The organism is Methylomicrobium album BG8 (genome assembly GCF_000214275.2).
GTDB lineage: Bacteria > Pseudomonadota > Gammaproteobacteria > Methylococcales > Methylomonadaceae > Methylomicrobium > Methylomicrobium agile.
Genome location: NZ_CM001475.1, coordinates 378653 through 403721, shown reverse-complemented (window position 1 = coordinate 403721; position 25069 = coordinate 378653). Strand labels below are relative to the sequence as shown.

The following is a 25069-nucleotide window of genomic DNA, read 5'->3' as shown; positions in this document are numbered from 1 at the left end:
AACGACCGGTGGCAGCCGCTGATTTCAATGCGCCTCGTCCCAGTTATCGCCGACGCCGATATCGACGAGCAGCGGCACCTTCAAGTCGGCGGCGTAGCTCATGATCGATTCGATTTTCGCCCGGCAATCGTCGAGCTGGTCTTCGGCGACTTCGAACACCAGTTCGTCGTGGACCTGCATGATCATTTTCGCGTCCGCGCGCTCCTCGGTCAGCCAGCGGTCGACCGCGATCATCGCGCGTTTGATAATGTCCGCCGCGGTGCCCTGCATCGGCGCATTGATCGCGGTGCGCTCGGCATACTGGCGCTGCGACGCGTTGCGCGAGTTGATGTCGGGCAGATACAGCCGCCGGCCAAACAGCGTCTCGACATAGCCCTGCTCCCGGGCCAGCGCCCGGATCGAATCCATGTAAGCCTTCACGCCGGGATAGCGCTCGAAATACAGGTCGATGTACGACTGCGCCCTGCCCCGCGGCACGCCGAGCTGCTGCGCGAGTCCGAACGAGGACATCCCGTAGATCAGCCCGAAATTGATCGCCTTGGCGGAGCGCCGCAAGTCGTGCGTGACCATTTCCGGCGCGACGCCGAACACTTCCGCCGCAGTGGCGGTATGCACGTCCACGCCGTCGCCGAACGCGCGCAGCAGTCCCGCATCGTCGGACAGATGCGCCATGATGCGCAGTTCGATCTGCGAATAATCGGCCGCGAGAAGCTTGAAGCCGCGCGGCGCGATGAAGGCCTGACGGATCTTGCGCCCTTCGCCGTTCCGGATCGGAATGTTTTGCAGGTTCGGGTCCGAAGACGACAGCCGCCCGGTCGCGGCGACCGCCTGATGGTAAGAAGTGTGAATCCGCCCGGTCTTGGGATCGATCTGTTCGGGCAGCCTGTCGGTATAGGTCGATTTGAGCTTGCTGAGGCCCCGGTGTTCGAGAATCAGCCGGGGCAAAGGATAATCGGCGGCCAGTTCCTGCAGCACCGACTCGTCGGTGGACGGCAGGCCCTTCGGCGTTTTCTTCAGCACCGGCAACTGCAGCCGGTCGTACAGGATTTCCTGGATCTGTTTCGGCGAGCCGAGATTGAAGCTGTGCCCGGCCAGCTCGTGCGCATGCTGTTCGAGGCTGACGATCTGGCTGGCCAGCTCCAGGCTTTGCTGCGCGAGCATCCCGGTATCGATCGCGACGCCGTTGCGTTCGATCCGGGCCAGCACGCTGACCAGCGGCATCTCGATCTCGCTGTAGAGCCGGTACAGCGCATCGTGTTCGGCAAGCTGCGGGCACAGTTTGCGGTGCAGGCGCAGGGTGATGTCCGCATCCTCGGCCGCGTACGGAGCGGCCTGCTCGATCGGGATTTCCTCGAACGACAGCTGCTTCGCGCCCTTGCCGGCGATGTCCTCGTAGCGAATCGTGTCGACGTCGAGGTATTTCTTGGCCAGATCGTCCATGTTGTGCCGGGTGGCGGTGCTGTTATAGACGTAGGACTCCAGCATCGTGTCGTGCGCGATGCCTTGCAGGCCGATGCCCTCGTTGGCCAGCACGTGCAGGTCGTATTTGATGTTTTGCCCAAGCTTGGCCTTGCGCGGATTTTCGAGCAGCGGCCGGAGCCGTTCCAGTACGCGCGCCTTGTCGAGCTGTTCCGGCGCGCCGGGATAGTCGTGCGCGAGCGGCACATAGGCCGCCTGTCCCGGCTCGACCGCGAACGACACGCCGACGATCCGGGCCTTGCTGTAATCGAGGCTGGTCGTTTCGGTGTCGAAGGCGAACAGTTCGGCTTTCTCCAGTTTCTCCAGCCAGCGTTCGAATTGTTCTTCCGTCAAAACCGTTTCGTACTCGGTTTTGCCGGCAAAAGCTTCCGGCGCGGTAGCGGGGGGTGCAGCCGCCTCGCTGCCGAGCGCCTTCAGCCAGGTAGTAAAGCCGAACTCGGACAGCAGCGGTCTCAGTTCTGCCGGGTCGATCGGTTTGCGCGTCAGTTCGCCGATCTCGTACGGCAATTCGACTTCGCACTTGATCGTGGCCAGCTGCTTCGACAGCGGCAACTGGTCGAGACTCGCACGCAGATTCTCGCCGATCTTACCGGTAATCTCAGCCGCATGCGCGACCAGATTGTCCAGCGTGCCGTATTGTTCGAGCCATTTTGCGGCCGTTTTCGGGCCGACCTTCGGCACCCCCGGAATGTTGTCAACCGTATCGCCGATCAGCGCCAGATAGTCAACGATCTGGTCCGGCCGGACGCCGAACTTTTCGATCACGCCCTGAACGCCCATCCGGACATTGTTCATCGTGTTTTCAAGCGAGATGTGCTCGTTGACCAGCTGCGCCATGTCCTTGTCGCCGGTCGAAATAATGATGTCGAAACCTTCCTTCTCCGCCTTCCTGGCCAGGCATCCGAGCACATCGTCCGCCTCGATCCCCGCCTCGATGATCAACGGCAGCCCCATCGCCTTCACCATCCGATGCAGAGGCTCGATCTGGCAGCGCAGATCGTCCGGCATCGGCGGCCGGTGCGCCTTGTAGTGCTCGTAAAGATCGTGCCGGAAGTTGTTGCCGGGCGCGTCGAAAACGACCGCGAAATGCGCGTCCGGATAATCGCCGAGCATCTTTTTCAGCATGTTCGAAACGCCGTAAACCGCGTTGGTCGCCAGGCCCTGCGGGCTGGTCAAAGGCGGCAGCGCATGGTAGGCGCGGTACAGGAAGGACGAGCCGTCGACGAGAATCAGGCGTTTCGGAGCATTCATAAAAGCGGATAAAAAGATAAAGGCGCAAGGCTAAAGGAAAAAGACGCGGGACGCAAGATCAAACGGGAGAGCCGGCGTAGGGCGCAATAGCACAACGTATTGCGCCGCACGGAGGCTAACATTCGGCGTAATACGGCTATCGCCTATGCGCCCTACGGTCCTTGAGAATTATCCGGGCAGGGTGAATTTGAGCGTGGCGCGATTGTTTTTCCGATAGTTTTTCGTTTCTTTGGTGGCCGAGGCGGCTTTGGCCCTAAGAGCGATTGTTCCGGTTCTTTTTTTGACTTGCATGCTCAATTCGACGTGGATTTCGGAACCGGGCGCTAACGCGTCGAAACGGCATTTCAAATGTTTTTTCACATCGCAAGCGCCGCTGTCGGATACCGCGGACACCAGTTTAAGACGAGGTGGCGTTTTGCCGCTCAGCCTGATTCGTTCGAGAGTTTTGTCGCCCCAGTTGATCACCTTTATCGTCAATTGAAGGCCCTCGCCATTCGGGCTCAGTTCGTATTGACCGAATTCGACGCCGAGGTCCGCCACATTCTCGTTGCCAGCCGGTTGCGAAGGCCCCGTGACAACGCCGTTGTCAAGGTCCGCCGTATCCTCGTCGCCAGCCGATTTCGAAGACTCCGTAACAACGATGTCCGCAACGCCGTTGTCGTCGCCGCTTACCCGCTGCTCCGACTCCGTGGCGAACGACGTGATTCTCCCGTCGGCGGATACGCCGCCCAGGTGATCGCGTACAGCCGGATCCGCCGGCAGACTGGCCGGGTCGTAGCTTACCGGTTCCGATGACCGGGATATTCTGTCGTAACGCATGACGTGGCGGGCTTGATTGAAAAATACATAATGTTCATTGCCGGATAGCGCGATCGTTTCGAACGCTTCGATCGGACTTTCGACCCACATGCCGGGATCGATCGGAGCGTACTGTGGAAAGGTAAGGTTAACCATACAGTAGGTCGCGCCCGAGAGGATGAAATGACTATAGAAATCCTCTTCAAGCGGAACGACAGTCGCGCTATTGACATTTTGCATGTAGGCGTAATCGTTTATGCGGCCGCCGCAAGAAGGGCCAAAAGATTGAAAAGGCGTCGCCAGAAATACGGCTTCTTCTCCATTATTTGCAACGGCTGGCATGGCCGAGGGGGAAAAAAATTCGATGCGCTTGTTATCGATGGCCGAGGTTTGACCGGTTTTCCGGTCGTGCACGAATACGTTGGTATTTCTTGCATAACCCAACTTGGCGGAAGGCGCCCAGGATCGGCTATCGGAAATGAAAATGACATAGTATCCGTTGGCCGAGATGCGGGCCGAGCGGGTCGTCGCATCCGTGGGTTGGCCGCTGCCGCTCACGTTGACGCGTTCTGTCGCGCCGTTTGAGCGATCCGTGACGAACACGTCGATTTCGCCGTTGCTGTCGCCGGCTATCAAATTGTCCGCGGCGGACAAATAAGCGACAAAGCGCCCGTCTTGAGACAGCGACGGCAAAAATGAGCGGCCATTGGCTTCGGCCATGCCGGGGCCGTGGCTCACGCGTTCGATCGTTCGATTTTGCCTGTCGTAGACAAAGATATCTTGCTTGTTATTGGTGTCGTCGGCGACCAGATTGCTGGCGCGCGAGCTGAAAGCGATGAAGCGGCCATCGCCGGACATCGCCAAGGCATCGATGCGGCCTATGCCGTGGTTACGGGGGGCCGGGCATACCAGGTCGGATTCGGGATCGGGTTGAGAGCAAATGGGGATATCCCATGATCGGTAATCGCCCTCCGCTTCACTCCGATAGACGTCGATGCCGCTGGCCGCGTTTCCTTCCTGGCCCTCCGCGTTGATGCTGATCCGCTCGGTGGTGCCGGTTTGCCGGTCACGGACGAATATATCGACCGCCCCGTTCGTATCGCCTTCGACCAGGTTGCTTGCCGCCGACGAAAACGCCACGTAGCGGCCATCGGCCGATAAGGCCGAATGATAACTCGCGGCATTCGCTTGGTCGCCCTGGCTGGAAATACTGATCCGCTCGATCAGAGGAGCGGCGCTGTGCGCGGGAAGGGAAAGGGCCAATAAGAAGGCGGCGTGAACGATAGGGCGCATGATTAAGAAATTAAGGGCTGATTTTGGATAACGGCAACTCTAACATTTATTATGAAGTTTTCAAAGCCCGGCATTTTCGATGTTTGAATGGGCCTCGGTTTCGGATCATCGCCTATCTGCGGCATGATTGTCGATTTATTGGGGGAAAGAAGTAAACTGTAGGGCGTTTTCGCGATAGCAAAACGCCAACAGACTTCAATGCAAGGCGGATTGCCTGCCGGCGAATCCACCCTACAAACGTTGTAGGGCGTTTTCGCGATAGCAAAACGCCAACAGGCTTCAATGCAAGGCGGATTGCCTAACGGCGAATCCGCCCTACAAACGCTGTAGGGCGTTTTCGCGATAGCAAAACGCCAACGGGCTTCAAAACGATGGCGGATTGCCTGCCGGCGAATCCACCCTACAAACGCTGTAGGGCGTTTTCGCGACAGCAAAACGCCAACAGGCTTCAAAACGATGGCGGATTGCCTGCCGGCGAATCCGCCCTACAAACGCTGTAGGAAAAGAGGTGGTGCCAAGATCACAGGCGTCCGATTACGCTAACCGGACCTACGCGAGCCGGATATTTTTATCTCCTTCAAACCGTCTGCCGCCGCGAAACCTCGACAATGTTCGGCAGGCAGCTGATCCGGTTCAATACCTGGCTCAGCTGGCCGATGTTCTCGATCTGGATGGTCAGGTTCAGGTCGGCCGAGAAATCCGGATGCGTGTTCAGCGAGGCGTTCGAGATGTGAATCTTCGAATGGGCCAGAAGCTGGGTCACGTTGCCCAGCAAATCCTTGGCGCTCTGGGCCTGAATCCGAATCGGCACCGAATAGTAGGATTTGTCGCCGCCCCATTCGACCTGAATTAACTGCGCCTGCTTTTCGGGCGGCAAGTGCAGGATATTCTCGCAGGCCGTCCGGTGGATAATGATGCCTTTTTTGTGCGAGATGTAGCCGATGATCTCGTCGCCCTGCACCGGCGAACAGCAGTGCGCGAAGGTGGTCAGCACGTTGTCGATCCCGTCGACGGTAACCGCCGATTTGGCGGACGGCTTTTTTTGCCGCACCTTGGCGGGCGGCGCTTCCAGCTCGGGAATCTTGACAAACGCGGCGAGCTGGCGGCTGTTGATGTCGCCGCGGCCGATCGCCTCGAAAAACCTGTCCTTGTCGGTATGCTTGAAGTGCTTCGCCAAGTCGTTCAAGTTGACCATTTTCAGGCCGAGCCGCTGCGTTTCCTTGTCCAATATGCTCTTTCCGGTCGCGATGTTCTGCGCCATCTGCTGGTTCTTGAACCAGCTTTTGACGCGCCCGATCGCGTGCGGCGATTTCAGGTAGCCCAGATTCGGATCGATCCAGTTGTGGTTCGGCCCGCCTTCCTTCGCGGTCAGAACTTCGACCTGTTCGCCCGATTTCAACGCATAGGTCAACGGCGTAATGCGCCCGTTCACCTTGGCGCCGCGGCAGCGGTGGCCGATTTCGGTGTGGATCGCATAGGCGAAATCGAGCGGCGTCGAGCCTTTAACCAGGTCGATCAGTTTGCCGGCCGGGGTCAGCACATAAACGCGGTCGGAGAACAGTTCGGTCTTGAAATCCTCGGCCAGGGTCTCGTCATTGTCCTTTTCTTCGAGCAGCTTGCGCAGGGACGCGATGTTTTTTTCGACCGCGGCGTTGTGTCGGCCGCCTTCCTTATACGACCAGTGTGCCGCAACCCCCATTTCGGCGAACTCGTGCATTTCGCGGGTGCGGATCTGCACCTCGATCCGGTTGCCTTCGTTGTCGACGATGACCGTGTGCAGCGACTGATAGCCGTTTTCCTTGGGGTTGGCGATGTAGTCGTCGAACTCTTTCGGAATGGTCTGCCACAGGCTGTGCACGAGGCCCAGCACGGTATAGCACTGGGTCAGATTGGTCACGATCACGCGCACGGCCAGAAGATCGTACAGGTCCTCGATGTCGAGCTGCTTCCGCTGCATCTTTTTCCAGATACTGTAGATATGTTTCGGCCGGCCGTACACTTCGGCGGTGATGCCTTCGAGGCCGAGCGCGGCGTTCAGTTGTTCGATGAAACGGTTCACGCAGCGCTCGCGCTCCGTCCGCTTGTCGGCCAGCGATTTGGCGATGCTCTTGTAGACCAGGGGTTCCAAATAGCGGAACGCCATGTCTTCGAGCTCCCATTTGAACTGGTGAATCCCCATCCGGTTGGCGAGCGGCGCATAAATGTCGAGCGTTTCGCGCGCGATGAAGTGGCGCACTTCTTCCGGTTCGCCCGCGAGGCTGCGCAGCCGCTTGATCCGATAGGCCAGCTTGATCAATACCGCCCGCACGTCGTGCGTCATCGACAGCAGCATCCGCCGCAAGGTTTCGGTCTGGTTCGGCTGGTGCGTCATTTCGGGCGTGTAAACGGAAAGCTTGTTCAGCCAGTTCACGTCCTTGACCAGGGAGTCGACCGTTTCGCCGAACAGGCCGGCGATGTCCGGCTGGGGATCCAGGGTGCTCAGCCGCGGGTCGCTCAGAATGGCCGCCAGCGTGGTTTTCAGATCGACATGAAAATCCGTTAAAATAGCCGCCACTTCAAATCCTTTCGGGCGGTGATAATCAGGATCGTCGGGAATCCTGGCAATAATGGCGAGCGCCTGGTTCAGTTGCTCGCGGTCAGGCTCGGAAAACCCGTCCAGCAGCGATTTATTGGGATCGATTTTTTTCGACATCGTTAAGAGGATGCAAGAGCCGCACGGGCTGTTGACTCGATTACTCGGAAGCGTAGACAGGCGTTACCGCCGTTTAGAATCAAATTCTTCTTCTAATAATAAAACGAATGATATGAAAATTACAGTATTCGGTAGCGGTTATGTCGGTCTGGTGACGGGCGCCTGTCTGGCGGATGTCGGCAACCAGGTCGTTTGCATGGATATAGACGCGGAAAAAATCGCCAAGTTGCAGCAGGGTGGGATTCCGATCTTCGAACCGGGCCTCGATGCGATGGTCAGGGAAAATCAGGCGGCAGACCGCCTTCGGTTTACGACCGACGCGCAGGAAGCGGTTGAGCACGGCGTTTTCCAGTTCATCGCGGTCGGCACGCCGCCCGACGAAGACGGCTCGGCCGATTTGCGTTATGTGCTGGCCGTCGCCGAAAGCATCGCCGAGCACATGACCGATTACCGGGTCGTGATCGACAAATCGACCGTGCCGGTCGGCACCGCCGACAAGGTCAGGGCAAAAATCGGCGAAGTACTGGCAAAACGTGGCGAAGAAATCGAATTCGACGTGGTTTCGAATCCGGAGTTCTTGAAGGAAGGAGCGGCGCTGAACGACTTCATGCGGCCCGACCGGATCATCATCGGCGTAGACAACCCGCGCACCGCGGAATTGCTTAGAGCGCTGTATGCGCCGTTCAACCGCAGCCACGAAAGGATCATCACGATGGACGTGCGTTCCGCCGAACTGACCAAGTACGCCGCCAACGCGATGCTCGCGACCAAGATCAGCTTCATGAACGAGCTGGCGAATCTGGCCGAATATCTGGGCGCCGATATCGAACAGGTCCGCCAGGGCATCGGCTCGGACAGCCGGATCGGCTACAGTTTCATCTATCCCGGCTGCGGCTACGGCGGCTCCTGCTTTCCGAAGGATGTGAAGGCGCTCGAACGCACCGCGCGCGAACAAGGCTACCATGCCGAACTGTTGAACGCGGTCGAAAATGTGAACAACCGCCAGAAGAACCGGCTGTTCGAAAAAATTGCCGATTATTACCAGAATAAGCTCGAAGGCAAGGTCTTCGCGCTCTGGGGGCTCGCCTTCAAGCCCGACACCGACGACATGCGCGAAGCGCCGAGCCGGGTGGTGATCGAAAGCCTGTGCGGGGCCGGCGCGGCCGTTCAGGCCTACGATCCCGAAGCGCTGGCCGAAGCCCGGCGGATTTACGGCGGCAATCCGCGTTTGAAACTCTGCGCTTCGCCCCACGAAGCCCTGGAAAATGCCGATGCGCTGGTCATTGTGACCGAATGGAAAGAATTCAGAAGCCCCGATTTCGACGCGTTAAGCCGCTCGTTGCGCGACAAAGTGATCTTCGACGGCCGCAACATGTACGAACCCCGGTTTGTACGCCGCAGCGGCCTGGATTATCATGCCATAGGCAGACCTTAATCAATACTGTTATGATAAAAGTGTGATAAGGCGCGCCGCGGAGCGTACCCTGAACTTAACAATCGGAAAAATCTCCGAAAAAGGAGAAGCGTTGCGTTTCCTGTCCGATCTTCGAGATCACACTCCTAACTCTCCCTCCTGTGGAAGAACTCAACCATTTTTTTAACGCCCAACATGACTAAACAAGAGAAATCCCTCGCGATGACCGTGCTGATGACGCCGGACATGGCCAATTTCGCCGGCAATGTGCACGGCGGCTCGCTGCTGAAACTGCTCGACCAGGTCGCCTATGCCTGCGCGGCGAAATACTGCAAGAATTACGTCGTGACCGCGGCGCTGGATCAGGTGTTTTTCAAGGAAAATATCAACGTCGGCGATCTGGTGACCTTTTATGCGCATGTGAACCATGTCGGCCGTTCCTCGATGGAGGTGGGGATCAAGGTCGTCGCCGAAAATCTGACGACCCACGAAAAGCGGCACACGACTTCCTGCTATTTCACGATGGTCGCGATCGACGGGCACGGGCACAGCATCGAAGTGCCCCAATTGATACTCGAAACCGACACCGAGCGTCAGTTGTTCAAGGATGCCGAACAGCGCAAGAAAAATCGCGAGGAATTGCTCGAAAAAAACCGCGCGATCCGGGTCGATCTGCCGGAGGGGCTGCTCTAAGTGGGCATTCAGGACAATTTCGAACAGCAGCCTTTAAAAGAGTTCGCCGAGAAAGCCTACCTCGATTATTCGATGTACGTGATCCTGGACCGGGCGCTGCCGCATATCGCGGACGGCCTGAAGCCGGTGCAGCGGCGCATCGTCTATGCGATGTCCGAACTGGGCCTGACCGCGCTGGCCAAATACAAGAAATCCGCGCGCACGGTCGGCGACGTGCTCGGCAAATACCATCCGCACGGCGATTCGGCCTGCTACGAGGCGATGGTGCTAATGGCGCAGGATTTTTCCTACCGTTATCCGCTGATCGACGGCCAGGGCAACTGGGGCTCGCCCGACGATCCGAAATCGTTCGCGGCGATGCGCTACACCGAATCGCGCCTGACTCAATACGCGCAAACCCTGCTCAGCGAGCTCGGCCAGGGCACCGTCGAATGGACCGATAATTTCGACGGCACGCTGAAAGAGCCGGAACTGCTCCCCGCCCGGCTCCCGAACGTACTCTTAAACGGCACGATGGGCATCGCGGTCGGGATGGCGACCGACATTCCGCCGCACAACCTGCGCGAAGTCGCGGCCGCCTGCATCCGGCTGCTCGACGCCCCGGACAGCACGCTCGACCAGTTGCTTGAACATATCCAGGGCCCCGATTACCCGACCGACGCCGAAATCGTTTCGGCGAAAGACGACATCCGCAAGATGTATCTGAACGGCGGCGGCTCGATCAGAATGCGCGCGAAATACGAAGTCGAGGACGGCAACATCGTGATCACCGCGCTGCCGTATCAGGTTTCCGGTTCCAGGCTGATGGAGCAGATCGCCGCGCAAATGCTCGCGAAAAAACTGCCGATGATCGAGGATCTCAGGGACGAATCGGACCACGAGAATCCGACCCGCCTGCTGGTGATTCCGAAATCGAAGCGCACCGATACCGACGCGGTGATGTCGCACCTGTTCGCGACCACCGACCTCGAAAAAAGCTACCGGGTCAACCTGAACATGATCGGCCTGGACAACCGCCCCAGAGTCAGGGACCTGCGCGAAATCCTGGTCGAATGGCTGCAATTTAGGACCGAAACGGTCCGGAAGCGCCTGCAGCACCGGCTGGATAAGGTGCTCGCGCGCCTGCACATCCTCGAAGGCCTGTTGATCGCCTATCTGAACATCGACGAAGTGATCAGGATCATCCGCGAGGAAGATCATCCGAAGCCGGTGCTGATGGCGCGCCTCGACATTACCGACATTCAGGCCGAGGCCATCCTGGAACTGAAACTGCGCTATCTCGCCAAGCTCGAAGAAATGAAGATCCGCGGCGAACAGGACGAACTGCAGCAGGAGCGCGCCGCGCTCGAAAAGACGCTCGGTTCGCCGCGCCTGTTGAATCGGCTGATCCGCAAGGAACTGGAGCGCGACGCGGAAAAATACGGCGACGACCGCCGCTCGCCGATCGTCGAACGGGAAGCCGCGCAGGCGATGGAAACGACCCAATTGATCAACAACGAACCGTTGACCGTGATCCTGTCGCAAAAAGGCTGGATCCGGGCCGCGAAGGGCCACGACTTCGACGTCGAAAGCCTGAACTACCGGGCCGGCGACAGTTTTCTGGAAGCGGTCAAATGCCGTTCGACGCAGCCGGTTTACCTACTCGACTCGACCGGCCGCGCCTACGGCACGACCACTCACGACCTTCCCTCGGCCAGATCGCAGGGCGAACCGTTGACCGGCCGCCTGAATCCGCCGCCCGGCGCGCTGTTTGCGCATCTTCTGGCCGGCGATCCGGACGACTGGTATCTGGTCGCGAGCAGTTACGGCTACGGTTTCCGGGTGCAGATGAAAGAGTTTTACAGCAAAAACAAGGCCGGCAAAGTCCTGCTGACGCTGTCGGAAGGCGCCAGAGTGGTCAAACCTGTCCAACTCCACGGCGAGAAGGATCTGCTCGCGGTCGCGACCCTGCAGGGACGCTTATTGATATTTCCGGCGCAGGAACTGCCCGAACTGGTCAAAGGCAAGGGCAACAAGCTGATCCAGATGCCTACGGAGGATCTGGCGGCCGGCAAGGATGCGGTAGCCGCGGTGGCGGCACTGCCCGCAAACGGCCGGTTGAAAATCACCGCAGGCAAGCGCCAGTTGACATTGAAAGAGGGAGACATCGCCCAGTATATAGGCTCGCGCGCGAAACGCGGCCTGCACCTGCCGCGCGGATTCCAGCGGGTCGAGGCGCTGGAGGCCGAATGAAAAAATAGGCCGCGGCATGAATTAGGCGAATTTCACGCGGTCTTAATGTGAGGTGGATAATTGCCGAGTATAGTCGAGAGCGCGTTATTTTCTTGAATATACTGGCTACGCATAACAGGGAACGAATCGGGCCCGGGAAAAATCCCCCAAACCGTCTTCGATACTCCCTGATTTATGCCCACTCGATAAAATTTTTGCCGATAAGGTGCAAGAGCACCGACTACGGGAGGTTGATAGATGAACACATTACGTTTTTATTCGACGGTCGCGATTGCCGCACTATGGCTGGGCATCGCCGCCAACGCCAATGCCGACAATACGGCAGCCGGAAAATTCGGGCGCGGCCTCGCCGGAATGACTTGCGGGGTTCTCGAAATTCCGGGCAATATCGTGCATGAAACGCGCCGCAACGGGGCAATGGGCTTTCCGGTAGGTCTGGCCAAAGGATTAGGCATGACGGTAACGCGTGAATTGGTCGGCGTTTATGAATTTATCAGCGCGCCTTTTCCCGTGCCCGCCGGTTTCAGACCCATTTTAAGCCCGGAATATCCTTGGGATTATTTCTAGTCGACAAATCGTTCAACCCTTTCATCGCTCCCACGCGCGGCGCTCGCCGTTATATACATCGGATAGCCCGATCCCATCAACGGACCGGCAGAAGTCCAAAGCTGGCTTTGGATCGCTCCCGAATACGCCTTTCAAAGCGGGCTTTGAACTCCCCGGGATGAATATTGCAGGATTTGCGTATAACGACGAGCGCGCGGCGGGAACGATCAGCGAAAGTTATTTTTGACCGGATCCTGAACATCTTAACCGGTTGGCACCAAGCCCTGTAGCCCTGTAGGTCGGGCACGCTTTTTGTGCCCGACATTTTCAAGACGACGATATCAGGTCACGGTTACGGATCATCGAACGGCCGCTTCGTCGCCCAAATGTCGGGCAACGGTGAAGCGGTTGACGCTAGGCCGTCATCCGCCGAGGCGATAACCGAGCGTCTGGCGCGACTTTACCGGCCACCTTCCGTTATCCATTATTTCGAGCCCCGAATCCCCGGCGTCAACAATGAACCGGACGCCAAACGGACGAGTCCAACCTTCAAGTAAATCCTCCGTGCAGCCTGCATCCGAACTTATTTTCGGGACAGGTTCTTAACCGATCGAAATTGAGAGGGCAACGCGATGAGACGCATCTATTTTCTAGTGCCGGACATCAAAACCACGCATCACATTGTCGACGAACTCCACCGGGAAGGCTTCAACGACCGCCACATCCACATACTCGCCAAGCGCGACACTCCGCTCGAAGACCTCCCGGAAGCCACCATTCTGGAAAAAACCGATTTCATCCCGGCCGTCGAACGCGGCATCGTACTGGGCGGCACCTCCGGGTTGCTGGCCGGCTTGATCGGCCTGTCCTACGCCGGCTTCGTGATCGCCGGCGGGCCGCTCCTGGGCGTTATCCTGGCCGGCGCCACCATCGGCTCGCTGGCGGGCGGGCTGACCGGCATGAGCGCAAGCAATTCCAAACTCAAACAGTTCGAAGAGGCGATTGAAAAAGGCGAATTGCTGGTGCTGCTCGACATTCCGATCGAACGAATCACCGAAATCACCCAAAAGATCCTGAAACACCATCCGAATGCCGAATTCGACGGCATCGAGCCGATTTTACCGCCGACGCACTGATCCTCGCGGCACGCGCTAAAACCTCAAGGCCGCCGAAGACAAGGCGAAACGGGCGTTTGCCGGCACGGCTTTGACGGGTTGCAATCCGTTCGCTCCGGCGGTAGAGTTGTCCGCTCACTCAGCTTCTCACTTTTCTGGAGTTTGTCGATATGACTTTCCGATCCATCTTGACGGGCCTGCTGGCGATCGGCTTTTACGGAATGGCTTGTGCGGCCGAGATCGACCGTGCGGAAGTCGAAAAGCGCCTTGCCGCGGCCAGCAAGAACCGTCCCGCCGACCTGCGCCGGAAAGACCTGACCGGCCTGGACTTGTCCGGTCTGGACTTCCGGCAGGCGGATTTGTGGGGCGCCGATCTGCGCCAGGCGAATTTCAGCCGAAGCAACCTGTCGGGATTGAATCTGGATCTGACCGTGATGACCCGCATCAATTTGTCCGGCGCAAACCTCTCCAACACCAGCATCTTCGGGGTTTCGATCATGAACGCCGACCTCAGCGGCGCCAACCTGACCGGCAGCCGGATCATCGCGAATCTGGACCGGTCCGATCTGAACCGCGCCGATTTGTCCCATGCGAACTGGGGCGCGGACATGAAGAACCAGCCGATGGGCTTGATGCGGGTCAGCCTGAACAACGTCGATCTGTCGGGCGCCGATCTGAGCGATGCGAATCTGAGCCGCGCCTTGATGCGGCACGCGAACCTGAGCGGCAGCCGTCTGCACAATGCAATGCTGGCCGGCGTCGATTTATCCGGCGCGAACCTGACCCATGCCGACTTGAGCGGCGCCGACCTGTCCGGCAGCCACCTGGAAGACGCCGATCTGACCGGCGCCAATCTGGCCGGCGCCCGCTTGACCGGGATAGGCAACAAGTCCACGATCAAAGGCCTGGATGCGGCAAAAAATCTGCAATCGGCGATTTTCGACTGACCGCGCTTTTTCCCGATAAATTCGCCGGCCGAAGAAATCCCGGCCGGTTCCGCACTGTCTTATTTATAATGACGCCAACTCGATTTCATTACCGGATATTTTCATGAGCAACCCATTACTGGCCCATACCGAACTGCCGCTATTCTCGCAAATCAAACCCGAACATGTCGTACCCGCGATCGATCAGCTTTTGGCGGAGGCGCGCGCTACCGTCGAAAGCTGCCTGAACACCGCCGACCGCTACACCTGGAAGAACCTGATCGAGCCGATCGAAAACGCCGAGGACCGGCTCGGCAAGGCCTGGTCGCCGGTCAGCCACATGAATTCGGTCGTGAACAGCGACGAACTCCGCGAAGCGTATAACGCCTGCCTGCCGAAACTCAGCGCCTATTCGACCGAAATGGGCCAGAACGAAGCGCTGTTCAGGGCCTACAAGTCGATCGCCGAGAGCGAAGAATATGCGGCGCTGGATACCGCGCAGCAAAAGATCATCCGGAACGCGCTGCGCGATTTTCATTTGTCCGGCATCGATCTCGACGCCGAAAAAAAGCAGCGCTACAAGGAAATCAGCCAGGAACTGTCGCAATTGGCGAGCAGCTTTGAAGAAAACGTGCTCGATGCGACGAACGCCTGGACGAAACTGATCACCAACGAACTCGACCTGACCGGCCTGCCCGCATCGGCCCTGGCGCAGGCCCGGCAAACCGCCGAACAGAACGGGCAGGAAGGCTGGATGATCACGCTGCAGTTTCCGTCCTACCACGCAGTCATGACCTACGCGGACAACCGCGAGTTGCGCCGCGAGCATTACGAAGCTTATGCGACCCGTGCGTCGGACCAGGGCCCCGATGCCGGCCGCTGGGACAACAGCGAAATCATGGAGAAGATTCTTGCATTGCGCCACGAGAAGGCGCGCCTGTTGGGTTTCGAAAATTACGCCGAACTCTCGCTGGCAAAGAAAATGGCCGAAAAGCCCAATGAGGTGACGCATTTTCTCGAAGACCTGGCCGACAAGTCCTGGCGGCAGGCACGGCGCGATCTGGCCGAACTGCGCGACTTCGCCCGCACCTATTATGGCGTGGGCGACCTGCAAAGCTGGGATATCGGCTATTACTCCGAAAAGATGCGCCAGCATTTTTATCAGCTGTCGCAGGAAGAAGTGAAAGCCTATTTCCCGATCACCAAAGTATTGCCCGGCCTGTTTGCGGTAGTGGAAAAGCTGTACGGCCTGCGCATCGCCGAAATCCACGATTTCGATACCTGGCACCCGGCCGTCCGCTTTTTCGAGATTACCGACCAAAACGGCGAACTGCGCGGCAGATTCTTCATCGATTTATACGCGCGTCCGAAAAAACGCGGCGGCGCCTGGATGGACGACTGCGTCGGCCGCAAAAAGATCGACGGCAAAGTGCAAACGCCGGTCGCCTACCTGACCTGCAACTTCACCCCGCCGGCCGGGAATGAACCGGCCCTTTTGACGCACGATGAAGTGACGACGCTGTTCCACGAATTCGGCCACGGCCTGCAGCACATGCTGACGAAAATCGACCATCTCGGCGTGTCGGGCATCAACGGCGTCGAATGGGACGCGGTCGAGCTGCCGAGCCAGTTCATGGAAAACTGGTGCTGGGAAAAAGACGCGCTGCCGTTGATGTCCGGCCAGTATCAAACCGGCGAACCCTTGCCCGATGAACTGCTGAACAAAATGCTCGCAGCAAAAAACTTCCAGTCCGGCATGCTGATGGTCCGCCAGCTCGAATTCAGCCTGTTCGATTTTAGAATCCATCGCGACTACGAGCCGGCCAAGGGCGGACGCATCTACGAAACCCTGAACCAGGTCCGAGAACAGGTCGCGGTCGTGATTCCACCCGCCTTCAACCGTTTCGCGCACAGCTTCGGACATATTTTCGCGGGCGGCTACGCGGCCGGCTACTACAGCTATAAATGGGCCGAAGTGCTGTCCAGCGACGCGTTTTCGCTGTTCGAAGAGAAAGGCATCTTCGACTCCGCAACCGGCAATGCCTTCCTGACGAACATCCTCGAAAAAGGCGGCAGCGAAGAGGCGATGGACCTGTTCGTCAAATTCCGCGGCCGCAAGCCGACGATCGATGCACTGCTCCGGCACAACGGCATCGAAGTATGAAATATAAAGACCTCCGCGATTTCATCGCACAACTCGAAAAGGAAGGCGAACTGAAGCGCGTCAAAGTACCGGTCGACCCGCGCCTCGAAATCACCGAAATCTGCGACCGTACGCTGAAAACAGGCGGCCCCGCGCTGCTGTTCGAAAATCCGCTCGACTCGACGGTTCCGCTGCTCGGCAACCTGTTCGGCACCGCGCGTCGGGTCGCGATGGGCATGGGCGCCGATTCGGTCAGCGAACTGCGCGGCATCGGCGAACTATTGGCTTATCTGAAAGAGCCCGAACCGCCGAAAGGCATGAGGGATGCGTTCGAAAAGTTTCCGGTGTTCAAACAGGTCCTGAACATGGCGCCGAAACTGGTCAAGGAGCCGCCCTGCCAGCAGGAAGTGATCGAAGGCAGCGACATCGACTTGAGCCGCTATCCGATCCAGACCTGCTGGCCGGAAGACGCCGGGCCATTGATCACCTGGCCTTTGGTCATCACGAAGGGGCCTTTCAAGGAACGGCAAAATCTCGGCATCTATCGCCAGCAAGTGATCGGCAAGAACAAGGTGATCATGCGCTGGCTGGCGCACCGGGGCGGCGCGCTCGATTTCCGGGAATGGCAGAAAGCCCGCCCCGGCGAGCCGTATCCGGTCGCGGTCGCACTGGGCGCCGATCCGGCGACGATTCTCGGCGCGGTCACGCCGGTGCCCGACGCGCTGTCCGAATACGCGTTCGCGGGCCTTTTGCGCGGCAGCAAAACCGAAGTGGCGAACTGCCTGAGCAACGACTGGCTGCAGGTGCCGGCCAGCGCCGAAATCGTGCTGGAGGGCTTCATCTATCCCGGTGAAACCGCGCCCGAAGGCCCGTTCGGCGACCATACCGGCTATTACAACGAAGTCGACGAATTTCCGGTATTCACGATCGAAAAGATCACCCAGCGCCGCAACCCGATCTACCACAGCACCTACACCGGACGCCCGCCCGACGAACCGGCGATCCTCGGCGTCGCGCTGAACGAAGTGTTCGTGCCGATCCTGCAGAAACAGTTCCCGGAGATCGTCGATTTTTACCTGCCGCCGGAAGGCTGCTCGTACCGGATGGCGGTGATCAGCATGAAAAAGCAGTATGCCGGCCACGCCAAACGGATCATGTTAGGCACCTGGTCGTTTCTGCGCCAGTTCATGTATACGAAGTTCGTGATCGTGGTGGACGACGATGTCGACGTGCGCAACTGGCAGGATGTGATCTGGGCGATCACCACCCGGATGGACCCGGCCCGCGACCTGACGATCCTCGAAAACACGCCGATCGACTATCTGGACTTCGCCTCGCCGGTTTCGGGACTCGGCTCGAAAGTCGGCTTCGACGCAACCAACAAATGGCCGGGGGAAACGAACCGGGAATGGGGCCGGACGATCGCCATGACCGAAGAAGTCGTCAAAAAGGTCGACCGAATCTGGGAAAGTTTGTTTTAGGGGATGTAGATGCGATTGGCGCAGCGTAATCGCACGCACGTGAGCGGCAACCTTCCTCCGATTACGCTATCGCTAACCGGAGTACAGGTCCTGCCCGCTACATATCCGCCCACATGCGCAGCAGGTTGTGATAGCAGCCGGTCGGTCAGGTTGACTACTGCCGGAGTGTCCCCCTGCGTTTCGCGCAGTTCCAGAATCGCCATGTCCATTTCGAACAGCAAGCGACGGCGTTCGGTTTCGCGCACCCGGCTCTCGATCCAGAAAAACGACGCCAGCCGGGCGCCGCGGGTAACCGGCTCGATCCGGTGCAGGCTGAACCCGGATACAGCACCATGTCGCCGGCCGCCAGTTTCACTGCGTGCTCGCCGAAGGTGCCTTCGACCACCAGTTCGCCGCCGTCGTAGCTATCGGGATCGCTGAAGAACAAAGTTACGGACAGATCGGTGCGGACCCGAACGCCGGAGCCGGCGCAGACGCGCACCGCATATTGTCGATGTGATTGCCGAAGGCGTTGTAGGCGCCTTCGTAGCGGTTGAACAGCGGCGGAAAGATCCGTTTGGGCAGGGCCGCAGACAAAAAACAGAGCGTTCCGGCTCAGCGCGTCGAGCACAATCTAGCGGACGGCCAGGCTGGCCTCGCAAAGCTCCGAGCGCCCAGCCGATGCCCATGCCGACGCCTTTATGCAGATTGGTCAGCAACACAAACAGGTTGCCGGTGCCGCGCTTGACGGTCACGGAACGGTTGCCCGGCCAGTATTCGGCCTGCCCCGATTCCCGCGGCGTACGCAAGGTGACCTCTGCCAGCGCGGCGGCTGCTCGACACTGATGCCGTTCCAGACGACCGTTCTCGCCGGTTCGCGCTGAATCCTGGCATGACGAGCGTCTAGCCCGAACTCCTGCCCGAGCCATTCCGCCAGTACTTTCGGATCGGCAGGAAGCGGCTCCGGCAATGCCAGATGCGCTTCGGACTTTTCGATTTTAGCGGCGGGAATCTTCATCGCTTCATGGTGATTCAACAAAATGCCGGTAATCCCGAACAGCAGCCCCAGCGATGCCCCCCCAGAGCCCGAACCAGCCGTGGGTTCGGCGCAACCATTTCAAAAAACTGCCGCGCGCCCAGCGTTTCGGCAGGAGCAGATAGCCGCCCCCGGTTTTGGGGCGGGGATTGACAGTAATATTTTGCGATTTATGCATAGAGTCTCAGGATGTGATGGCCGCGTCCCTATCGCTCCGATGTTCCCCGCGAACCCTCAGCATAACAACGCCTTGGATACGACATACGGTAGGGTACGCTGTGCGTACCTTTTCAGAATGTTCTGCGGCTGAGGTGTTGTCAAAGGTACGCGCAGCGTACCCTACGCGCGTCCTTTCGCCGAATGCCTGCCGTCCAGGAGCAAAGGATATACCTGTACGGCCTGCATGTTAATATTTCAGCCTGACCGACAGTTGCCCGAACGCCGGAGCGCCCGGCAACGCGGAACGGGTCTGCCCGGACGCGTAATAGACCGTGTCGGTATGCCGCTCGCTGCTGTAGAACACCCCGCCGCCGATCTCCCAGGCACCGGTCAGATGATAACCGAGCCAGGTTACGCCGCTGTGCCGGGGCACGTTGACCGGGATCATGCCCTGCAACGACTTATTAACGTTGCTGACCGTACCGACTGCCTCCGTATTCGATTTGGTCACTTCGGCATCCAGATAGGCATAGGTCATCGACAAATCCAGACGCGGCAGAATTTCGCCGAACAGCCCCAGTTCAAAACCGTCGGTGCGCTGTTCGCCCGACAGTACGGTCAGATCGGATTGATTCGCCGCCACGGTGCGGGCATTGGTCTTTTCGAGCCTAAATAAGGCGGCGGTCGCCGATAGCCTGCCGTCGAACAGGTCGTACTTCGCGCCGATCTCGAAATTGCGGTTCCTTTCGGGCGGCAACGGGCCGGTCTGATTGCTCAGAGCGTAGGCTTCGGCGGACGGATTGAACGAGGTGCCGTAACTGAAATCATACGATTGCGCTTTGGTCGGCTGCCAGACGATCCCGGCGCGCGGATTCCACTGACGGTCGATGCGCTCGAAATCGCTCGCATCGTTCAGCCGGTCGTTCTGCGAAGCCGAGAACACATCATAACGCACGCCGCCCAGCAGTTTCATCCGGGGTCAGCTCGAACTGATCCATCAGGTAGCCGGCATAGGTGCGGGTTTCGGTGTAGCGGTCAGTATCCAACTTTCCGTTAAGATCGGTAGCGAGCCCCGTCCCGACCGAATATGGGTTTTATCCCGACGCCAAGCGCCAATTGAACGCAACGCAAATGCGGCCGATTGCCTAAATGAGACCGGCATGCTTATAATCCCCAGCAGAGCGGATCGAGCCCGGCCGATGCATTTTCCCTGCAACGTCCGGTTCGTATTTTTAATTCTTTGGAAATAGAACGCATGCAAGGCAATCAACAAGTCATCGAATATCTGAATCAACTATTGACCGGCGAACTGACCGCGGCGGATCAATACCTTATTCACTCCCGGATGTACCAGAACTGGGGCTTCGAAAAGCTGTACGAGCGCATCGCCCACGAAGTGCAGGACGAATTGGGCCACGCGGACGCCCTGATCAAACGCATCCTGTTTTTGGAAGGCACGCCCGATGTCGCCAAGCGCAATCCTCTCAACGTCGGCAACAGCGTTCCGGAAATGCTGAAAAACGATCTGGCGCTCGAACTCAGCGTCGTGGCGGCGCTGCGCGAGGCGATCGCCGTGTGCGAACAGCAGCGCGACTACCAGACGCGCGAAATTCTGCGGGTGATGCTGGAGGATACCGAGGATGACCACACGCACTGGCTGGAAAAACAACTGGGGTTGATCGGGCGGATAGGGCTGGAAAACTATCTGCAATCGCAGCTTTAGCCGGCGGCATAAAACCGCGCAGCAGATCGCCTCTTCGCCCAGCGCATTTTGGTTACGACGAATAGCTTACGGAGCAGGAAGTGAATTTTTCTCCGTTCCGGGCGAAGCGAAGGCGAACGGACGCGCTTCGGCCCACGCATTAAAACGCAATCCGTCGGCCGCGCGGAGCCGAAGCCGGCCATTTTCTGCTGCGTGCGAAATGGAAAGCGCTAGCGAGAGACTTCCGGCTCGGAAATAAAACCGATCCGGCTGACTCCGGCCGTGGCCGCATCGGCGAGCGCCTCCGCGACTTTGCGGTACGGCACGTTCTGGTCGGCGCGGACGTGCAGTTCCGGCTGCGGCGTCTCGGCTGCGATTCGCTGCAGGTTCTCCCGGAGCTGATCGCGGCTGACAGCGGCCGCATCCCAAAAGATCTGGCCCTCCGCATCGATCGCCAGATCGATGTGCGGGGTTTCCTGCGTCTGGGCGATGCTGTCGGCTTTCGGCAGATCGATCTTGACCGCATGCGTCATCAAGGGCGCCGTAATCATGAAAATGATCAACAGCACCAGCATCACGTCGATCAGCGGCACCATGTTGATCTCGACCACCGGGTGCGCATTACTGTTTTGATTGAAGCCTCCGAATGCCATCAGCGTTCTCCCTGCACGACAGGCAAAGCGCCTGTGGTCAACAGCGCGAACAGGTCATGCGCGAAGGCGTCGAGTTTCGCCAGCACCAGCCGGTTCGAGCGCGCGCAGGCGTTGTAGGCAAGCACGGCCGGAATCGCCACCGCCAGCCCCAGGCCGGTCATGATCAGCGCCTCTCCGACGGGACCCGCGATTTGTTCCAAAGTGGCCGCCCCGCCCTGGCCTATGTTGGTCAAAGCGTGAAAAACCCCCCAAACGGTGCCGAACAGGCCGACGAACGGCGCCGTACTTGCAATCGAAGCCAACGCCGTCAACCCCCATTCCAGACGCGCCGTTTCTTCATCGATGATACGACGCATCGCGCGGGTCAGAAATTCGGATGCGGAACCCGCTTCCTGAAGCCGCTCTCCACCGTGCCGGGCATGATGGCGCCGGGCGTTTATCGCATGCAGCGTCAACAGCGAAAACGACTCTTCCGGCGTTTTCTCTTCCAATCGTTCGGCAATCTGTTCCAGAGATGCGGCACTCCAGAACGCTTGCAGAAACTGTGCGGAGCGGCGGCGTGCGCGGATACCCTGCCAAGCCTTGATCAGAATGAAGTACCAACTGGCGACCGACATGGCCGCCAGAATAAAGAACAGCGTCCGGCCGACGCCGTCACTTTGAGCAAGAAAATGTTGCAGGGAGGTTGTCGTATTCATTGTTATCCTTCCAAAGAAAAAGAGATCGGCACCACGACCCAGGCCGAAACGGCCGCCGCGCCGCGCCGCGCCGGCACGAACCGCCATTTTTTGACCGTTTCCAGCGCGGACCGGTCGAGGTCGGGAAAACCGCTGCTTCGCTTCATCGCAAGCTCGGCGACGGTGCCGTCGGCATTGATCAGCGCCCGTACCAGAACCTTGCCCTGTTCGCCGCGTTCACGCGCGCCCTCGGGATAATGAGGCGCCGGGTTATCCAGATAATTGGCATTCAGATTCGGCAGAGTCAGCGGCAGACTGCTGTCGGCCGAGGGCGCCGCGGGAGCCGGCCGAACGGCAGTGGACGCCGGTTTGGCGACCGGCGCTTCATGAGGCTTTGTCATGGGCGGTGCGGTTCTCTCCGTGTTTTCTGCCAGTGCCGGAGCCGTTACCTGCGCCGGAGCATGGGTAGAAAGCACGGCTTTGGGACGGCTTTTTTTCGGCTTAACGGCCTTCGGCTTCGGTTTGGGCTTGTTTACCGTCTGCTGTTTCGGTGGCGAGGGCGGCGCGACCGGTGCGACCGGCGGTTTTTCTGTCTTCGGTTGGGGCGCAGCAATCCAGGTAACCTGGATCGGGGCCGGCGCAGTCAGCGGCTCTTCATGCTCCGCCGCAGACAGCCAGGCAAACCCGGCAAAATGCAGACCCACCACCAACAGCAAGGCAAAGACGCCCTCATGGCGTCGACAGCAAGGATACGCCTCTAAAGGGCGATACATCGCAAGATGTTCGGACTCCGGCGCGAAAGGAATCACCTTCCGGCCGATAAGGCTCGATTGGCTCGAACCGTCCGGGCGGTTCGCAGGCGCAGAAAAATCGACTTTATGAATAATAGTGGGCATGGCCGTACCTCCTGTATCGGAATTCAGAGTGGCCGCCTACCCGGTACGGGATAGCTGGCTATGGGTTGGCAAGAACACTATTTGGTCAGCATCGGCTTGCCGTTGCGGGTGATGCGCAGGCGGCATGCTTCTTCATTGGAAGAATCACGCTTTCGTTCCGGGTTCCGAACGAAACGTTGCTGCTGATCCTGCGCTTCTCGCCGAGCGAATCCATTGGCGGCATCGCACCCGCCGCTACGGAGAGCTTTCCGCTTTTCATCGACCCGCTCAATGGTAAACCGCGATTCTACGGGCGTGGTGTTGTTGTTCCAGAAGCTGCGCGGCGATCTTTTGCCAGTGTTCGAGCATTTGCAGGTACATGTCGCGCGCGCTCGAAACGGGTTCCAATTCCGGATGGGCCAGCAGTTGGTTTAATTGGTGAACGATCATGTGCGCCAGCTTGGGACATTGGTGTCCATTGATGAACCGCGTCATCGACAGGCAGGTTGCCGTATGCAGACGCGCCAATTCCCCCTTATCAACAGATTGTGATTCGAGCATAAGAGTCCTCGCTTCGAGTAATACGAAAAAATGTTCGACGCATCCGCAGAGAGGGTTGCAGATGCGCCGAACAAGAGCGACGAGAGGTCAATGTTATGGCCCTCGGATAAATGATAATCATTATCATTAATTAATGCAAGAATTGGCGGATCGTTTGCCGAATGAATGCATGCACAGCATGCCCATCAACAATCAAATTATTGATTAATAAATATTATTATCTCAGAGACGCGCCGGCCCGCGGTATTGATGAAATTCCGCCATTGCCGCTTATCGAATATTTGAAGGAAAAGAGCGCCGTCCCTTTACGGTCCGGCGCGAAACATGGAGAATTGGAAAGACAATTCAGTCTGCGGCCTCGGTCGAGACGACAAAGGCGTCGCAGTAGATATCGGCCAGCCTGGCGCCTTTCAGATAAGCCTGCTTTTGGGTGTTTTTGACCATATCCGGGTGGCCGCAAAGAAATACCCGCCAACGGGACAAGTCGGGATGCGCAGCCAAGGCCACCTCATTCGCACGTCCCGGAGCGAAGCCTTCCGGTGCATCCCCGCTCGAAACGCACGGCGTATAGGAAAGATTCGGGTAGCGCTTGGCAAGTTCGCGCATTTCCTCGGTCCAATACAGGTCTTCCTTCTCGCGGCTGCCGTGGAAAAGACGGATCGGCCCCGAATGGCCGTGGGCCAGCGCATCGGCCAGAATACCCGCAAGGGGCGCCAGCCCGGTGCCGGTCCCGATCAGCAGGAGTCCCTGCTCCTTGCGGTCGGGCAGGTAAAAACAATGGCCTTGCGGCTCCGAAACTCGAAGCGAGTCGCCGACCTTCAGCTCATCATGTACCCAGGCACTGAACCGTCCGCCAGGCAGGCAGCGAATATGGAATTCGAGAGCCCCCGACGATTGCGGAATGTTCGCGATCGAATAGCTGCGCGTCAGGCCGTCGCTACGCTGCAGATTGACGAACTGGCCGGCCTTGTACCTGTGCGCGTCATTGACCCGGATGATCAACAGGCGGGTATTCCGGTTCATCAGCTCACTGCCAATGACGGCACAATCCGTATAGCCGGCTTCCTGAGCGGGCAGCTTCAGCCTCATCGCTTGCTCGGGAACGCATTGGCAGGCCAAAAAATGCCCGCTGCTTTTGAGCGTGTCTTTCAGGTTTCCCTGCGCCTCGGCCGGCGGGGTGACGTCGAGGCTTTGCACGACACAGCTCTGGCAAATGCCTGCCCGACAGCCGTAAGGAATATTGACATTCTCGCGCAGCAGCGCATCGAGCACGGTTTCGCCCGGCCGACAGGTAAAACGGTTGTTTTTAATCAGTAAGTCGAACATAATGCCATCTCGACAATCAAGCCGCGGTTTGCAATCGC

At 58.7% G+C, this 25069-nt stretch carries 21 protein-coding genes; 9 read left to right on the top strand and 12 right to left on the bottom strand.

Annotated features, from left to right (window positions below; genetic code table 11):
• Positions 1-24 precede the first annotated feature (24 nt).
• The 3 genes from polA to METAL_RS01815 all read right to left on the bottom strand — a co-directional run bounded on the left by polA (position 25) and on the right by METAL_RS01815 (position 7513).
• Positions 25-2730: a DNA polymerase I gene (polA, locus tag METAL_RS01825; RefSeq protein WP_005369055.1), complete on the bottom strand. Its 2706-nt coding sequence runs from the start codon at positions 2728-2730 to the stop codon at positions 25-27.
• A gap of 168 nt (positions 2731-2898) precedes the next feature.
• Entirely contained in the window at positions 2899-4821 is a 1923-nt protein-coding gene (locus METAL_RS01820; RefSeq protein WP_005369053.1) for a TolB family protein, read from the bottom strand.
• 577 nt (positions 4822-5398) lie between these two features.
• Positions 5399-7513, bottom strand: a complete 2115-nt coding sequence (locus tag METAL_RS01815) for a RelA/SpoT family protein (protein ID WP_005369051.1) — start codon at positions 7511-7513, stop codon at positions 5399-5401.
• Positions 7514-7625: 112 nt separating this feature from the next.
• Between METAL_RS01815 and METAL_RS01810 the strand changes: the two genes are divergently transcribed.
• From METAL_RS01810 to ubiD, 8 genes are all read left to right on the top strand, one after another.
• Complete coding sequence (locus METAL_RS01810; RefSeq protein WP_005369049.1) at positions 7626-8948, top strand: UDP-glucose dehydrogenase family protein; 1323 nt, start codon at positions 7626-7628, stop codon at positions 8946-8948.
• A gap of 174 nt (positions 8949-9122) precedes the next feature.
• On the top strand, positions 9123-9620 hold the full coding sequence (locus METAL_RS01805) for an acyl-CoA thioesterase (RefSeq protein ID WP_005369046.1): 498 nt from the start codon (positions 9123-9125) through the stop codon (positions 9618-9620).
• Entirely contained in the window at positions 9621-11852 is a 2232-nt protein-coding gene (gene parC, locus METAL_RS01800) for a DNA topoisomerase IV subunit A (RefSeq protein ID WP_005369044.1), read from the top strand.
• 237 nt (positions 11853-12089) lie between these two features.
• Positions 12090-12419 (top strand): exosortase system-associated protein, TIGR04073 family, encoded by a 330-nt coding sequence (locus tag METAL_RS01795; protein WP_005369041.1) that lies wholly within the window; start codon positions 12090-12092, stop codon positions 12417-12419.
• 611 nt (positions 12420-13030) lie between these two features.
• A complete protein-coding gene (locus METAL_RS01790; RefSeq protein WP_005369039.1) occupies positions 13031-13534 on the top strand; it encodes a hypothetical protein in 504 nt (167 codons plus the stop codon).
• 149 nt (positions 13535-13683) lie between these two features.
• A complete protein-coding gene (locus tag METAL_RS01785) occupies positions 13684-14460 on the top strand; it encodes a pentapeptide repeat-containing protein (protein WP_005369037.1) in 777 nt (258 codons plus the stop codon).
• A 103-nt stretch (positions 14461-14563) separates the two neighbouring features.
• Positions 14564-16603 carry an oligopeptidase A gene (prlC, locus tag METAL_RS01780; RefSeq protein ID WP_005369035.1) on the top strand — a complete coding sequence of 680 codons (2040 nt, stop codon included), beginning with the start codon at positions 14564-14566 and terminating at the stop codon, positions 16601-16603.
• Positions 16600-18063, top strand: a complete 1464-nt coding sequence (gene ubiD, locus METAL_RS01775; protein ID WP_005369033.1) for a 4-hydroxy-3-polyprenylbenzoate decarboxylase — start codon at positions 16600-16602, stop codon at positions 18061-18063. Before prlC ends, ubiD begins: the two co-directional genes overlap by 4 nt.
• A 429-nt stretch (positions 18064-18492) precedes the next feature.
• On the opposite strand, the gene METAL_RS21390 is transcribed toward ubiD, so the two are convergent.
• The 4 genes from METAL_RS21390 to METAL_RS01760 form a co-directional block, all read right to left on the bottom strand.
• Positions 18493-18639, bottom strand: coding sequence for a hypothetical protein (locus METAL_RS21390; RefSeq protein ID WP_245549439.1), 147 nt, complete (start codon positions 18637-18639; stop codon positions 18493-18495).
• Positions 18640-18793: 154 nt separating this feature from the next.
• The gene (locus METAL_RS19720) at positions 18794-19060 is read right to left on the bottom strand and encodes a hypothetical protein (protein WP_051040258.1); all 267 of its coding nucleotides are present in this window, start codon (positions 19058-19060) and stop codon (positions 18794-18796) included.
• A gap of 4 nt (positions 19061-19064) precedes the next feature.
• On the bottom strand, positions 19065-19256 hold the full coding sequence (locus METAL_RS20330) for a hypothetical protein (protein ID WP_213069434.1): 192 nt from the start codon (positions 19254-19256) through the stop codon (positions 19065-19067).
• 228 nt (positions 19257-19484) lie between these two features.
• Positions 19485-20210, bottom strand: coding sequence for a TonB-dependent receptor (locus METAL_RS01760; RefSeq protein WP_005369032.1), 726 nt, complete (start codon positions 20208-20210; stop codon positions 19485-19487).
• A 282-nt stretch (positions 20211-20492) separates the two neighbouring features.
• Between METAL_RS01760 and bfr the strand changes: the two genes are divergently transcribed.
• Positions 20493-20960, top strand: a complete 468-nt coding sequence (gene bfr / locus METAL_RS01755; protein WP_005369030.1) for a bacterioferritin — start codon at positions 20493-20495, stop codon at positions 20958-20960.
• A 209-nt stretch (positions 20961-21169) separates the two neighbouring features.
• Here the strand turns inward: bfr and METAL_RS01750 are convergent, their stop codons facing one another.
• From METAL_RS01750 to METAL_RS01730, 5 genes are all read right to left on the bottom strand, one after another.
• Positions 21170-21592, bottom strand: a complete 423-nt coding sequence (locus tag METAL_RS01750) for an ExbD/TolR family protein (RefSeq protein ID WP_005369029.1) — start codon at positions 21590-21592, stop codon at positions 21170-21172.
• The gene (locus tag METAL_RS01745) at positions 21592-22290 is read right to left on the bottom strand and encodes a MotA/TolQ/ExbB proton channel family protein (RefSeq protein ID WP_005369027.1); all 699 of its coding nucleotides are present in this window, start codon (positions 22288-22290) and stop codon (positions 21592-21594) included. The genes METAL_RS01750 and METAL_RS01745 overlap by 1 nt, the downstream gene beginning before the upstream one ends.
• 2 nt (positions 22291-22292) lie before the next feature.
• Entirely contained in the window at positions 22293-23165 is an 873-nt protein-coding gene (locus METAL_RS01740; RefSeq protein WP_005369025.1) for an energy transducer TonB, read from the bottom strand.
• Between the two features lie 267 nt (positions 23166-23432).
• Positions 23433-23705, bottom strand: a complete 273-nt coding sequence (locus METAL_RS01735; protein WP_005369023.1) for a hypothetical protein — start codon at positions 23703-23705, stop codon at positions 23433-23435.
• 345 nt (positions 23706-24050) lie between these two features.
• On the bottom strand, positions 24051-25031 hold the full coding sequence (locus tag METAL_RS01730) for a 2Fe-2S iron-sulfur cluster-binding protein (protein WP_005369021.1): 981 nt from the start codon (positions 25029-25031) through the stop codon (positions 24051-24053).
• Between the last annotated feature and the right edge of the window lie 38 nt (positions 25032-25069).

Excerpts from the sequence above, each read along its gene's own strand:
- METAL_RS01815 (WP_005369051.1), bottom strand. The coding sequence starts at position 7,513 with ATGTCGAAAAAAATCGATCCCAATAAATCGCTGCTGGACGGGTTTTCC.
- ubiD (WP_005369033.1), top strand. The coding sequence starts at position 16,600 with ATGAAATATAAAGACCTCCGCGATTTCATCGCACAACTCGAAAAGGAA.
- prlC (WP_005369035.1), top strand. The coding sequence starts at position 14,564 with ATGAGCAACCCATTACTGGCCCATACCGAACTGCCGCTATTCTCGCAA.
- METAL_RS01795 (WP_005369041.1), top strand. The coding sequence starts at position 12,090 with ATGAACACATTACGTTTTTATTCGACGGTCGCGATTGCCGCACTATGG.
- METAL_RS01805 (WP_005369046.1), top strand. The coding sequence starts at position 9,123 with ATGACTAAACAAGAGAAATCCCTCGCGATGACCGTGCTGATGACGCCG.
- bfr (WP_005369030.1), top strand. The coding sequence starts at position 20,493 with ATGCAAGGCAATCAACAAGTCATCGAATATCTGAATCAACTATTGACC.
- METAL_RS01810 (WP_005369049.1), top strand. The coding sequence starts at position 7,626 with ATGAAAATTACAGTATTCGGTAGCGGTTATGTCGGTCTGGTGACGGGC.
- METAL_RS01790 (WP_005369039.1), top strand. The coding sequence starts at position 13,031 with ATGAGACGCATCTATTTTCTAGTGCCGGACATCAAAACCACGCATCAC.
- METAL_RS01735 (WP_005369023.1), bottom strand. The coding sequence starts at position 23,705 with ATGCTCGAATCACAATCTGTTGATAAGGGGGAATTGGCGCGTCTGCAT.
- METAL_RS01730 (WP_005369021.1), bottom strand. The coding sequence starts at position 25,031 with ATGTTCGACTTACTGATTAAAAACAACCGTTTTACCTGTCGGCCGGGC.
- METAL_RS01820 (WP_005369053.1), bottom strand. The coding sequence starts at position 4,821 with ATGCGCCCTATCGTTCACGCCGCCTTCTTATTGGCCCTTTCCCTTCCC.
- METAL_RS19720 (WP_051040258.1), bottom strand. The coding sequence starts at position 19,060 with ATGAAGATTCCCGCCGCTAAAATCGAAAAGTCCGAAGCGCATCTGGCA.
- polA (WP_005369055.1), bottom strand. The coding sequence starts at position 2,730 with ATGAATGCTCCGAAACGCCTGATTCTCGTCGACGGCTCGTCCTTCCTG.
- METAL_RS01750 (WP_005369029.1), bottom strand. The coding sequence starts at position 21,592 with ATGGCATTCGGAGGCTTCAATCAAAACAGTAATGCGCACCCGGTGGTC.
- METAL_RS01745 (WP_005369027.1), bottom strand. The coding sequence starts at position 22,290 with ATGAATACGACAACCTCCCTGCAACATTTTCTTGCTCAAAGTGACGGC.
- METAL_RS01740 (WP_005369025.1), bottom strand. The coding sequence starts at position 23,165 with ATGCCCACTATTATTCATAAAGTCGATTTTTCTGCGCCTGCGAACCGC.
- METAL_RS01760 (WP_005369032.1), bottom strand. The coding sequence starts at position 20,210 with ATGAAACTGCTGGGCGGCGTGCGTTATGATGTGTTCTCGGCTTCGCAG.
- METAL_RS20330 (WP_213069434.1), bottom strand. The coding sequence starts at position 19,256 with ATGCATAAATCGCAAAATATTACTGTCAATCCCCGCCCCAAAACCGGG.
- METAL_RS01785 (WP_005369037.1), top strand. The coding sequence starts at position 13,684 with ATGACTTTCCGATCCATCTTGACGGGCCTGCTGGCGATCGGCTTTTAC.